Origin of the sequence: Erysipelatoclostridium sp. MSK.23.31, from assembly GCF_019125875.1 — a bacterium.
Taxonomy (GTDB): Bacteria; Bacillota_I; Bacilli_A; order Erysipelotrichales; family Coprobacillaceae; genus Thomasclavelia; species Thomasclavelia ramosa.
Window position 1 is genome coordinate 1 of the sequence record NZ_JAHOCB010000037.1, and the last position, 12,250, is coordinate 12,250.

Consider the following 12,250-nt stretch of genomic DNA (forward strand, 5'->3'; position numbering starts at 1 on the left):
CAAAAAATAACAATGTATGATGAACTTATGCCTGTTGCTAAAAAGGTAAAAACTGGTGATTTAAGCAATCCGTTTAGTTATCTTGTTTTAACAGGTGTTGCAGTTTTAGGAATGTCCCTTGTTTATTATAGAAGGAAAAAAAGTTGTTAATTAAACTAAAAGAGGCAATTTGCCTCTTTTTTGTATATGCTATTTAAAAATTTAGATGGCATATACAAAAAAAGAAAGGTGTGTGGAGAATATGAAAAAAAGATATGTTGTAATATTTTTACTTATATTAATGTTTTTTATTAGTGGCTGTCAAAGTGAGTTATTCAGTGATCCAAACTTCAGCAAAGATAAAATAAAATTTAATAGCAATATAGTAATAAACTATGGGGAAAAGAATGTTGATACTACAAAATTTGTGTCGGGTATAGATGATATAAAAATTAAAGACAGCAATAGATTAAAGGATGAGCTAAGAATCACTGTTGATAATTACAGTATTATCTGTCCTGAGTTTGATGCAGATGAATTAGGTAAACATGTACTTGTTTATTCTTTAGGTGATTACAAATACAAAGTAGAAGTAACTGTAAAAGATATAACTGCACCTTTGATTCTATTACAAAATAATGAAATTGATTTAACGGTTGGAGAAAAGTTTTCAAAAAAGAATTTAGATTACAAAATAAAGGATAATCTTTCCAAGAAGAAAGATATCAGGATTTCAATAAAAGGTGATTATAATTCTAAAAAATTGGGTAAGTACAATCTTAAATTGGTTGCTAAAGATGAAGCAGGAAATAAATCGAGTGTTGATTTTGTTTTGAATATATATGAAAAGGCTTCACTGGAGATTGACAAAACTAATATTTCATTAAATATTGGGGAGACATTGCTTGTATCTGCGAAGGTTAAAGGAAAAGATCAAACTGTAAATTGGACGAGCGACAACAACACTATTGTGGTAGTTGATAATGGAAAGATTACAGCAGTGTCTCCAGGTACTGCAATTATAAGAGTCACATGTGGAAATCTCGCAAAAGAAATTAATGTAAATGTAAAAGCTAAAGAGACAAACAACAATGCTAACAGTCAAAATTCAAATAATAATAAAAATAATGCAAATAATAGTTCGAGTGGCGGGACAGGTGGCAATAAGGTTACCAATCCCTCACAGTATAATAAATATTTTTCTGAGGTTTCGATTGCTACATACAATGAAGCATTAAGTTATGCCGAGGGTAAAGTGAACAGTGGGGTCGTAAATTCTTATTCATTAATGCCAGATGGCAAGGGATATCAAGTAACATTCGGTTAGATAATAAAAATCCATGTCAATGGATTTTTTATTATATATTTTTATATTTTGAAAGGAGAAAAAGCAAATGAATATTATTGGAATTATTTGTGGTGTAGTTGTTGCAGTAGGATGCCTTATCGTTTTTTTATGTCAACTGATTAAAAATGATATCGAAAATGTAATTGTATTTATTGTAACAAGACTGGCTATTGCTATAGCAGCTGGCTTAACTGTTGCAATGGCATTATCAATTTAAGGAGGAATAATTATGCGAATTAAACTAAATAAAAAATTATTAGTAAGAAAGGAAGATGGTTCAGTAAACCGTATAACAATCAATCAAAAAGATTACTATAAATTTATTTTGCCAAAAGGATGTGACTTTGGAAATACATTAGATGAAAATGGAAATGAAGTAGGAAAATTACCAGATTCAATACGTGCCTCATTTATCGTACCTGTCTGGTATACAAGTCAGGCAATAGAAGGTGAATTATGTTATATTGATTTTCCTGATAACTATAAGTATTTAAAAATTACTTTAGATTTGGGCAAGAGCGAAGAAAGATTAGAAGATGGTAGACATAAACATCTTTTTTCTGCAATTGAAAATATTTCGCCAAATGAACTTGCAGATATTATTGAAGATACAAAGTGGTTAAGTTTTACCGTTTCGGTAAAACAGTTAGGTAAACCGTATCAAACTGAACAGGGAAATAAAAGGATAAGCATTTTACTTCCAAAATACGCAGGTGATTTGATGGGGTGCAGAGCAACTATCAGTCAGAACTGTATCAAAGACATAAAAGGAAGAGATGATATTAAAATTGTTAATATCCCAAAAAACTCTAAATTTAACATAATGCGTTCTAAAATTGTTGGTCAGGATATTGAAAACCAAATGAAACCAGTATTTGGCGATAAAATTATCGAAGCAACAGTAACAGGAAAGGAATTATTTGAGTTGTTTAAAAAACCTAATGAATACGAAGAACAAACTACTCACGAAGTGGAAAGTGAAGAAATGGAACAAGGATTATAACGGTTTTGTGTAGTTTTAGAAAGGAGACTTTATGAAAGAAATTATTACAATGGAAGTTATCAAAATAACTACTATGGGGTCATTTGATCCATTAATTCAACTTGTAACCCCTTTTGCTGAAGATGCGCTTTTGTTCTTTCAGACAATGGCAGTATTATTTGCTACAGCTATGGGTGTATATTATAAATTAAGACAAATTTTTGCTGATGCACAGGAAGATCAAATGTGGGATAAGAAAACAAGAGGTGTATTTGTAGGACTGGTTTTTATTTTTGCAATTCCTACAGTAATCAAAGTATTATCTTCATATTTTAATTAGAAAGAGGCAATTTGCCTCTTTTTATATTTTTGAAAGGAGGTATAGAATTGGAACAAATGTTAGAAAAGTGGTATGAATTTTTTGATAAAGAAAGACTCAATAAGTGGATTGATGAAGATAAGGAAAATCGATCTGGTTTTATTGCAGGGGTTAATGAAAAGACAATCAATGAAATTAGGAATATTTTTGAAAATAATATTGAAGAGTTTATTGAATTTTATGACTATACTGGTGGTCAAATATTATTACCAATTTTTAAAATAAGAGATCAGTATAGAGAATTTAAAGAGAGAAAAGTATCTAATGAATATGGATATTATGTTAGGGATATTCCAACAAGCGAATCTAGTGATATACCATTCTTTTTTGAAAACGCCCAATCTTTAGATGGGTTTGATATTTCTGGTGGTAGTACTGAAGATAATGAAATTATCGAGCTATTGAACAAACTGCTTGGAGAAATTTCCTCTGTTAAAAAGATGAATATAGAAAATAATCATATTTTAAATGAAATTGGTAAAAGATTTTACAATATTGGAAAATCAAAATTTGATATAAATGATGAACAGATCGAAAAATTAAAAGAAGTGTTAAGAGAAATAGGATATGAGATTGAAAATGTAAACCATGAAAATAAGAAAAATTTTCAAATTATTTTACAGCACATAAACACATTTGAAACCAATAAAAATAACAAAATAAGTAAGTATAAAGACCATATTATAGAATATGCTAAAAATAATATATTCAGATTTACAGTTATATGCTCATCCATCAGTATATTTATTACGATTGTTTTAATAAAAATTATGGAGGTATTTGTAAAATGATGATGATGGGCTTATTTAGCGGAATCAGCGAGGATGTAGCTAATTTTTTTAGAGATTTCTTATGGAAACTGATTGAAACTGAAATAGACTGTGTCAGAAATTTAATTAATGCACTTGTTAATGGCGTATTATCATTTGGGATTTTAGACAATACATGGATTCAGGATGGATATAAAGCTGCAATTACTCTCATGTTTATTATTTTGCCTGCAAAAATAATTTATGAGTTTATTTTTGCGATGGTTCGAGAAGATGATAATGCTAGTGATGTGAATAAGAAGCTTGGTGGAGCGATTATGGGAGTTATGCTTGCAGTTTCCTTAAGTATAGTAGTTCCTCTGGCTAATAATCTGTCTATAAATGTATCTAAAGCCCTTATTGGTCAACAGTACAGCGTTGGAAGCAGTTCGAATGGAAATTCTTGGAATGATAACAGCGGTACATCTTTAAATAATTCATCATCGGCATCTAATGATACAAATCAAAAAGATTTAGCGAAAGAGTTGGTTGTTTCTACTTTATGTGCATTTGGCGGTATGGATAGAAATAATACAACATTTTCTTATGTAACTAACGAAGATGGAGTAGGAATGGATATAGGTGCTGAAAGATTTTATGACTATATAACCAACAGTGACGGTGCTTTGGCAGGATATGAAGGTGAGCCTAGTGAAAACAGTGGTGTAAGATCATCAGATAATTTTTTTTCAAAGGGAATTTATAACCGATGGTCATTTTACTATCGTTGGGATGTAAACGGTAATGGGACTGACGGTAGCGATGACTGGGATCTTCTTGGCAGTTGGGATTCATCATCATCTTTTCCAGAGTCATCAAAGTCTGATGGCGGTTATGGTTCAAGAAGTGTCCCGTCAAATGAAACGCAGGCTAAACAGGCATACGAATATATTTGCGACCATGCAGGAGATTATATCTGGGACTTTGGTTATATTGGAACAATGATAGGACTGGCGATATTTATGATACTTCTTTTTATTATTACAATTGAAGTAGCAATGAGAATTATTGTGATTGGATTTTTATATGTAATTGGACCGTTGTGTTGTTTATCACTTACAAATTATCAAAATCCGCAGGCGTTTACAGTATGGAAAAATACCATTTTAGGTATATTTTTTGTAAATGTGACTCAGATTTTTATGTTACAGCTTTTAATGAATCTAGCTGGAGATATTTCTAAAGCAGGAAGCGGAAATAGTAATGTTATTGCTTCGATTGCACTGTATTTTGGTACTTTTTCTGCAATTATTGGTTTGCCTAAATATGTTCAGTCAATGATTGGAGGTTATGGACAAGGAATAATGGAAAGTATGCAGCAGCTAAAAGGTGCAGTAGGTGGTGCATGGGGTATGACTGGAGGTGCTGTTTTAGGAGCTGGAAGAAAGGTCATGGGTCGACATAATGATAATACTGGTCATTTAACTGGCGGATTGCGTGGGGCAATTATGGGTAATAAGCATTATGGTGGACAGCGGATCGGTGGCTTAGCTAACAGAACAAGGGCGATGAGAGATGGTTTGTTTGGAAAACAGGAACAACAGAAGAAAGATGCCCAATCTGGAAACAGAAGCGGTAATGAGGAATATAATTACAGAGCGGGTCTAAACAGTGATACTGGGGACAATGTGAATAGTGGCGGTGAAGACCGTTCACGTATGAATGCCAATATTGGATCATTTTCTAATCTAGGCGCAGACAACGCAAATGATGAAAAATATAGCCGCACGAATGTAAGTTCAGGAACATCGGCTAACAAAAATTCAAAGGTTAATGCTCGTTCAGGAGGTCTTCTGGGACGAGATGGAGTGGCAAATAGAACTTATAATGCAGGTAAGTCATTTATAAACAATCCTACAAAAACAACAAGGAAAGCTGTTAATGGAATGGCAAATGTTATAGGGGTTCGTGGTACTGGTCCTAGAAACTGGAATAAAGGAAATAGTGAAAATGAAACTAAAAAATAGAATGTACATGAAAATACATTTGTAGCGTGAAGTGAATTAAGGGATAACGAACTTCATGCAAAAATACGTTCAGCTGTAAGAAATTTATGAAATTCATAGACAAAATGGAATTAAGAGGTGATGAATAAGGATGAACAGATTATTTTATACCATTTTTAGCAACATTGATATATTTAAGGTAATAAAAAACACATTTATCTTTGTTAGTGAATGTGTAGCGATGAATTTATTATTTTTAGGTCTGGCATGTTTTGCAAATCCAGATATAATAGATAAAAATTTATTAACTGAACTTTCTTTTAAAAACAGTTATGCCTTATATTTATTTATAATAATTTTATATGAAGGAAGCAGAAATTTTATCAGTTATGCTTTTTTTGATAGAAAAATCACTTATATCAGAGGTTCAACAATAGAACATATGAAAAAAGTGAAAGAATTATGTATCGGATTCAATTGTGAAGTAAAAGTACTAACTGGGGATTCAGATTACAAGGTCAGACTGCTTGGAATTATACTAATGGTTCTTGTCTGCCTGGCAGTTTTGTTCTGTACATGTGTAATAATTCTTATCATGTATGGATATCTGTATTTTATGCTAGGTATTTTACTATATTAAAATCAGGTGATGATAATTTATAGGAGGTGTATAGATGGTTGATCGAAATGATTACAAAATAATTATCAATAAAGGAAAAACTAAAGAAAAGTTTTTTCTTTTTTTAACTGTTGGTGAGATGGGATTTTGCCTTTTTATAGGTGTTTTGAGTTTTAAGTTTTTTGGAATGTTTATGAGTGAACTTTATTCACTGCTGATAGCAGTTGTTTTAAGTGCGTCTATAGCATCGCTTTTTATAGAAATACCAGTTTCGCACCTCAGTGTTCTACATCATTTAAAACTGGCATGCAAGTATTATTTTACTTTACCAAATCAGTATTACTATTATCGTGATAAAAGCAAAGAAGAGAACATTAATAAGGAGGAAGAAAATAGTGATTTTTACCAAGAAGAAAGGTACACAGCAAGCAAAAAAACAAAAAAAGCAGACAAAAGAAACCACAGGTAGAACACGTCATATAAAATATGCAATTCCTGTTACATGGAATGAAGACAGACAATGTTTTATTGATAACGAGGAACATTTTATTTTAATGGCAAAAACAGATGGTACGAACCTGTTTGGATTAAAAGAAGAAGATCAAAATGTATATATGAATGCATTTGCTTCGATTTTTAATTCTAATACTGGTTCAGGACAAATTTATTCTTATGAAGTTCCTGCAGACGTTGATGGTTATATAAATGATTACAATTATTTAAAATCTCAACTGGATGTTGTTGGAAGCGAGATAGATCAAATAAAATATAAGATTTTGGATGATGCTTCTATAAGATTAGAAGATACAAGTGTTACTAGAGAACTGGTAGATCGATGTTTTGTGATTATATTAAAAGATAAAGACTGGTTCAAGCTCAAAAGAAGATTGGCAGATGTGATTTCGTATCTCAATTCATATCAAAGAACTAGACTTATGACACCGCAGGAAATGTTAGAAGTGGTATATAATTACTATAATCCTGCAAATGGAAAATTTGTTCCTTCAGTTTATAAAGACCAGTTTGGTGTAATGGAATGTATATATCCAGATTATATTGGTTTTTACGATAAGGGCTTTAATCAGTCAATTGTATTAAATGATTTGTATTGTAAGACTAAATGGTTAGCAACGTTTCATAAAGAGCCTGTAATGGCTCTTTTGTGTTATCTGGCTACTGCCAGAGGAGTTGATTTTTCACTTCACTGGTCACCTGCACCTCATGATGCTATTACAAAAGATATAGATAAATCTATTAAAGCGCTAGAAAAAAGAATAAACAATGAAAAGGAAGAGTCGAAAATTTCTAAGAGTAAAAAGGAAATCGCTGAAAATATTGAAATGGTAGAAAAATTAATAAATGATGGAAATTTTCCAATTTATTTTAGTGTTTCAATTAGAATTGTTGCCAGCAGTCCTGATTTATTAGAAGAATCCGTTAAAGCAATTGATAAAGATGTCAAACAGTTCAATATTAAATTTAGAGAGGGTATACACCAGCCACTGGAAATGTTTAATCTGACTGCTCCGATTTGTCAAAATTATGTAGAAAATTATATGTTGGAAACTACAGCGGATACAATGGGATATATGTATCCTTTTGTGTATGAGGCGTTATATGATTCAACGGAAGAAATAGACAAAGACAGTAAGGAAGTTTTATATAGATACCCTCCTGTATATATAGGAAATACTAAAAATACAAACGGTGTAGTATTTTATGATAACTTTGTAAGAAAAGGCGATAGAACTAATTCTAATGAATTTATTGTTGGTACGACTGGTATGGGAAAAACTCTATTCTTGATGTGGCTTATTAAAGAGCGATATGGTTTAGGATACAAGCAGTTTATAATTGATATTGAAGGAAAAGAACTGCATAGGCTGGTACATGTTTTAGGCGGGGAAAATATAAACTACTCTGATGGCAGATCAGGTCTTATTAATCCGCTTCAAATTAGACTTAATGTACCTGAAAGTGAAAAGGATAATGAAAAAACGCCTTTAACTGAAATATTTCCACTATCAGAACATATTAGATTTTTACGTTCATTTTTTGATGCTTATAAAGGAAACGCCAAGGAGGATATTAGACTTCTTCATGATAATTTGATAGAAAAAGCGTTGGAAAATATTTATAGAGAAATTGGAATAACTTATCAAACCAGTGCCCAAATGATTGTAGATAATTATAAAAATAAAGACTTTCCAATAATGCTTGATCTTTATAATGAGCTGTACAGACTGCTGGAAATAGCAAATAGTGAGAAAACTCCTAACATAAAAGAGGTAACCAGAATTAAAGAATGCATTGCATTTGTTGAGCCTATGGCATGTGGAGCAGATGCTTCAATATTCAATGGTCATACTAGTATTGATTTGAATAGCCGACTCATTTGTTTTAATGTCAGTGGGTTACAGGATAATACCAATAACAAAGTATTATTAACTCAGTATTTTAATGTACTTTCTTTTATATGGACAAGTATAGTATCTAACACCGAAAACATTAGACAGCAACTTTATAATGATGAGTTTGGTGTAATAATGGATCCACGCTGTTTAGATATCATGATGTATTTTCAGACAATTGCTAAGCGAATAAGAAAGCGTAAGGGAGGTCTTACAACTGCAACTCAGCAGATTTCTGATGTATTGAAGGACTCTGTAAAAGATCAGGGGGAAGCAATTATTTCTCAGTCTGCATATCAGTTTTATTTCGGATTAGGCTCAGGTGGAATTAAATATTTTAAGGATGCAGAAAGCAATTTGATTCCTGAAAGTGAAATGAAATTTATTCAGTTTGCTGAAATGGGGGACTGCTATTTTAAAGTAGGTTCACAAACAGCTATGAGAATTCATATTACTTTGCCTGATGATGATTTAAAAGAGTTTGAACGAATTAAAGCAGATTAGAACTATATGAATATAATTAACAATATTAAAAAAACTATTGCGGTTACATTACTGGGGGGCGGTATGCCTCTTTTTATTATTTTTATATGTTTGGCAATCCTTCTTACTTCTTTTTCAGTGTCATCAGATGATGCCTATGCAGAACGAGAAGGAATGCAAACAATTGAACTTTTCATACAGATTGCTAATAATGAGTACGAAACTTGCGGTAATGTTAAAGGCGGTGACAAGTATCGAAAATGGTATACAGGTACTGCGGATGGTGCACCATGGTGTGCAACATTCGTCTCTTACATCGCTTACAAAGCAAATATTTTAGATACTGCAATAGTAAAATTTGCTGACTGTGACGCAGGCATTAAGTGGTTTAGAGAAAAAAATCAGTTTAATTATACAGAGTATTATGAGGCAGGAAACTCATACGTACCGCAACGTGGAGATTTGATTTTCTTTTCATCAAATAAAAATAAAAATGATTCTACCCATGTTGGCATCATTGAAGAATGTGATGGCAGCATAATCAAAACAATCGAGGGTAACAGTGGTAATGCTATTAAGAAGAGAAGTTACAGCATTTCAAATGAAACTGGTACTATTTTAGGATATGCAACTCCTAATTATCCATCTTCAGGTTCGGCAAAACTTGAAGGAGCTTTATCAGAGGCATTTAAATTTTTTGCTTCTAATGAGTCGGGAAATGATTATAATAAAGGCTTTTCTAAGGGTGATGGATATTATGCGTTAGGGTATTATCAGTTTGATAGTCGCTATGACTTACAAGAATTTTTAAGATTTTGTTATGAGACAAATCCTACTTTATATGCGCCGTTTTCTAATTTTTTGAATGTTCCAAAATCGAAATTAAGAAATAATAAGAATTTAGAAAAAGCATGGCATCAGGTATATGAAGCAGATTCGGAAAATTTTGCAGTGATGCAGGATACATTTGAATACAATAATTATTACCTTCCAGTTGAAAGCGGACTTGCAGGAAAGGGTATCGATATATCTTCAAGATGTGATGCTTTAAAAGGAATGTGCTGTTCATTGTCGAATTGGGCTGGAACAAAAACAGCAGTAACTATTATTATGGATAGCAGGATTAATAGTAATATGAATGATAAAGAATTCGTTTCAAGAGTGTATGATTATCTTTATTCATTAAAATATAATGATTATGCAAAGTACGGAAAGACTGGGAAAAAATATTATAATGGATGGCATAATCGTTGGAAAAGAGAAAAAGAACAGTGTTTAAAATACATCCAGTAATAAGGGACGGAGGATAAAATGAATAATGAAAATAAATATTTTATAAAATTTTTAATACTGGTAGGAATTTTAATTGCAATTTTAATTGGATATGCAGGTTTTAATTTTTTTAATATAAGCGGTATTTTTAATGAAAAACCGATTTATTATTTTTGCAGTTATCATGATGATTATTATTTAGATATGAATGATAATCAGATAGTAAAGTTAAAAAATGATATTCAAAATTTTATGGAGAAGTTGGATTATGTTGATGAGGATTACGACAATATAACTTTTCAGTCAGTAGTTTATGAAAAAAACAAGGAAGTTGTATATTATTTTTTTCTGGTTGATGATGAAATGAATACCTTGTACGCAGTTCAATTTGATAAAAGAAGTAATAGTTGGGATAAGAAATTTGTGTGGAATGGTGATGATGATAATCGTGATTATCATGACGAAAGTATTAAATACTCGTATTTATACATTGTAGATAAAGAGGAATATGATAATCAAAAATATCTTAAAGAAATAGAAGATATGCCAACTGATGATATTGATCCTGAAATTAATTACTGAGTGAGGTGAAAGTATGGAGTTTAAAAAAAGTTTTTGGCGTACACGAATTTTATGTATGATTGATTCTTATAATAAGATTTCATTAGAAGATAAACTTGACAAAGAGGAAATTCTTGATGATTTGAATGGAAAAGATACAGAATATTATCTGCACGTATACCTTGATGTAAGAAATAAATATCATAAATTAACAAAAAAATTTATTAATAATCAAATTGGTAAGTAATTATTTATTTTAATAAAAAGAAAGGGGAATGGTCGATGGGAATGGTTAAGCTTAATGAGGAATATCTTGAAAAAGTTAAAAAGCATAGAAAAGAATTGCATATTACACAATTGCAGATTTCAAAAAAACTTGGATGGTCATTATCAAGATATCAGCGGTTTGAATCTGGGTTTTATAAAGAAATTGAAGATGATGCACCAAAAAAAATCAAAGAAGAATTTGGTATAGATTATAGTTTGTTACAAGAAAACTTCGCATCAGCAGTAAAAAAAACAATTAGATTTCCGCAAGATTTACATGATAAGATAGTATTTTTTCAACATGAGTTTGAGTGTGATAGCTTTTCCGAAGCTATTATTTTTTGTTTACGTGATTATACTACTAATACGGAACTGGCGAGAACAAAGTATGAGATGAAAGATTTTTTTGAGGAATTAATTCTTCAAACATATGCTAAAACATTAAAAGAAGCAAGATATGAAAGTAGTAAATATAAACATTTATTGAAATACTTAGAAGAAAAATACGGTTTTGAAAGTGAATACGAACAACAACTACTTAATGAAATTGACAACAAAAAGAATCATGCCAGATATTAAAGGAGATAAAATGAAAGATATTATAAAGATAATTTTATATGCTGATGAGGATGTTTACTTAAAAATATATGATCAGTTTTCTAATTTTGATGAAGATTTAAATCGTGAAGTACATTTTTTTGATAGAGCTAACAGTGATGTTAGACACATCATGACAAATAAATATATAAACTTTTCTATAAACAACACTGGTGGCTATAGAAACGTTTCGCATGTAATTATCCAAAAATCTTTTTACAAAAACAAAGATATTATCAAAATTCTACGGACATTTAAACTGATTAATCCTAATGTAAAACTGCTTTTATTTATGAACGATGACCCGTCATATTATTCAATGCTGATGTCAATTATTGCAAATGAAGGACTTGCATCAATCGCATTTTCCATTGATGATATTGGAAAATGGTTAGTTGGAGGCGGTGAATTATTTGATCACTCCGAATTGATTATTAAAAAAATAACCAAAAAGAAAAGGAAAGAATTTCTCGCCTATTGATTTAACAACAGGCAAGAAATTTATTTTATTAATTCGTTCTACCTAAATATTCCAATATTTTCCCAAATATTTCCATACCAGATTCCAAATATTCCCTGAATATTTTCAATCATTTT

At 30.9% G+C, this 12,250-nt stretch carries 14 protein-coding genes; all 14 read left to right on the plus strand.

Translation table 11 applies throughout. The features are described from left to right. Positions 1–241 precede the first annotated feature (241 nt). The 14 genes from KSU54_RS14255 to KSU54_RS14320 all read left to right on the plus strand — a co-directional run bounded on the left by KSU54_RS14255 (position 242) and on the right by KSU54_RS14320 (position 12,134). Positions 242–1,306: an Ig-like domain-containing protein gene (locus KSU54_RS14255; RefSeq protein WP_029482379.1), complete on the plus strand. Its 1,065-nt coding sequence runs from the start codon at positions 242–244 to the stop codon at positions 1,304–1,306. A 67-nt stretch (positions 1,307–1,373) separates the two neighbouring features. Beyond that, positions 1,374–1,544: a hypothetical protein gene (locus tag KSU54_RS14260; protein WP_009299799.1), complete on the plus strand. Its 171-nt coding sequence runs from the start codon at positions 1,374–1,376 to the stop codon at positions 1,542–1,544. A gap of 12 nt (positions 1,545–1,556) precedes the next feature. Then, a complete protein-coding gene (locus tag KSU54_RS14265) occupies positions 1,557–2,330 on the plus strand; it encodes a hypothetical protein (RefSeq protein WP_029482380.1) in 774 nt (257 codons plus the stop codon). Positions 2,331–2,361: 31 nt separating this feature from the next. Beyond that, the gene (locus tag KSU54_RS14270; RefSeq protein WP_029482381.1) at positions 2,362–2,649 is read left to right on the plus strand and encodes a hypothetical protein; all 288 of its coding nucleotides are present in this window, start codon (positions 2,362–2,364) and stop codon (positions 2,647–2,649) included. 47 nt (positions 2,650–2,696) lie between these two features. After that, positions 2,697–3,479, plus strand: a complete 783-nt coding sequence (locus KSU54_RS14275) for a hypothetical protein (RefSeq protein WP_029482383.1) — start codon at positions 2,697–2,699, stop codon at positions 3,477–3,479. Continuing rightward, complete coding sequence (locus KSU54_RS14280; RefSeq protein ID WP_029482385.1) at positions 3,476–5,464, plus strand: conjugal transfer protein TrbL family protein; 1,989 nt, start codon at positions 3,476–3,478, stop codon at positions 5,462–5,464. The genes KSU54_RS14275 and KSU54_RS14280 overlap by 4 nt, the downstream gene beginning before the upstream one ends. Positions 5,465–5,594: 130 nt before the next feature. Beyond that, on the plus strand, positions 5,595–6,083 hold the full coding sequence (locus tag KSU54_RS14285) for a hypothetical protein (protein ID WP_117791999.1): 489 nt from the start codon (positions 5,595–5,597) through the stop codon (positions 6,081–6,083). Positions 6,084–6,117: 34 nt separating this feature from the next. Further along, on the plus strand, positions 6,118–6,531 hold the full coding sequence (locus KSU54_RS14290) for a hypothetical protein (RefSeq protein WP_035118177.1): 414 nt from the start codon (positions 6,118–6,120) through the stop codon (positions 6,529–6,531). Beyond that, positions 6,458–8,977 carry a VirB4 family type IV secretion system protein gene (locus tag KSU54_RS19325; RefSeq protein ID WP_117798713.1) on the plus strand — a complete coding sequence of 840 codons (2,520 nt, stop codon included), beginning with the start codon at positions 6,458–6,460 and terminating at the stop codon, positions 8,975–8,977. Before KSU54_RS14290 ends, KSU54_RS19325 begins: the two co-directional genes overlap by 74 nt. 6 nt (positions 8,978–8,983) lie before the next feature. Then, positions 8,984–10,249 carry a CHAP domain-containing protein gene (locus tag KSU54_RS14300; RefSeq protein ID WP_117791997.1) on the plus strand — a complete coding sequence of 422 codons (1,266 nt, stop codon included), beginning with the start codon at positions 8,984–8,986 and terminating at the stop codon, positions 10,247–10,249. Between the two features lie 18 nt (positions 10,250–10,267). Then, positions 10,268–10,810: a hypothetical protein gene (locus tag KSU54_RS14305; protein WP_117791996.1), complete on the plus strand. Its 543-nt coding sequence runs from the start codon at positions 10,268–10,270 to the stop codon at positions 10,808–10,810. Between the two features lie 13 nt (positions 10,811–10,823). Beyond that, positions 10,824–11,036 (plus strand): hypothetical protein, encoded by a 213-nt coding sequence (locus KSU54_RS14310; protein ID WP_008792812.1) that lies wholly within the window; start codon positions 10,824–10,826, stop codon positions 11,034–11,036. A gap of 35 nt (positions 11,037–11,071) precedes the next feature. Next, entirely contained in the window at positions 11,072–11,635 is a 564-nt protein-coding gene (locus tag KSU54_RS14315) for a helix-turn-helix domain-containing protein (protein WP_008792811.1), read from the plus strand. A gap of 10 nt (positions 11,636–11,645) precedes the next feature. After that, on the plus strand, positions 11,646–12,134 hold the full coding sequence (locus KSU54_RS14320) for a hypothetical protein (protein WP_029482393.1): 489 nt from the start codon (positions 11,646–11,648) through the stop codon (positions 12,132–12,134). Positions 12,135–12,250 lie beyond the last annotated feature (116 nt).

Excerpts from the sequence above, each read along its gene's own strand:
- KSU54_RS14255 (WP_029482379.1), top strand. The coding sequence starts at position 242 with ATGAAAAAAAGATATGTTGTAATATTTTTACTTATATTAATGTTTTTT.
- KSU54_RS14260 (WP_009299799.1), top strand. The coding sequence starts at position 1,374 with ATGAATATTATTGGAATTATTTGTGGTGTAGTTGTTGCAGTAGGATGC.
- KSU54_RS14265 (WP_029482380.1), top strand. The coding sequence starts at position 1,557 with ATGCGAATTAAACTAAATAAAAAATTATTAGTAAGAAAGGAAGATGGT.
- KSU54_RS14270 (WP_029482381.1), top strand. The coding sequence starts at position 2,362 with ATGAAAGAAATTATTACAATGGAAGTTATCAAAATAACTACTATGGGG.
- KSU54_RS14280 (WP_029482385.1), top strand. The coding sequence starts at position 3,476 with ATGATGATGATGGGCTTATTTAGCGGAATCAGCGAGGATGTAGCTAAT.
- KSU54_RS14285 (WP_117791999.1), top strand. The coding sequence starts at position 5,595 with ATGAACAGATTATTTTATACCATTTTTAGCAACATTGATATATTTAAG.
- KSU54_RS14290 (WP_035118177.1), top strand. The coding sequence starts at position 6,118 with ATGGTTGATCGAAATGATTACAAAATAATTATCAATAAAGGAAAAACT.
- KSU54_RS14300 (WP_117791997.1), top strand. The coding sequence starts at position 8,984 with ATGAATATAATTAACAATATTAAAAAAACTATTGCGGTTACATTACTG.
- KSU54_RS14305 (WP_117791996.1), top strand. The coding sequence starts at position 10,268 with ATGAATAATGAAAATAAATATTTTATAAAATTTTTAATACTGGTAGGA.
- KSU54_RS14310 (WP_008792812.1), top strand. The coding sequence starts at position 10,824 with ATGGAGTTTAAAAAAAGTTTTTGGCGTACACGAATTTTATGTATGATT.
- KSU54_RS14315 (WP_008792811.1), top strand. The coding sequence starts at position 11,072 with ATGGGAATGGTTAAGCTTAATGAGGAATATCTTGAAAAAGTTAAAAAG.
- KSU54_RS14320 (WP_029482393.1), top strand. The coding sequence starts at position 11,646 with ATGAAAGATATTATAAAGATAATTTTATATGCTGATGAGGATGTTTAC.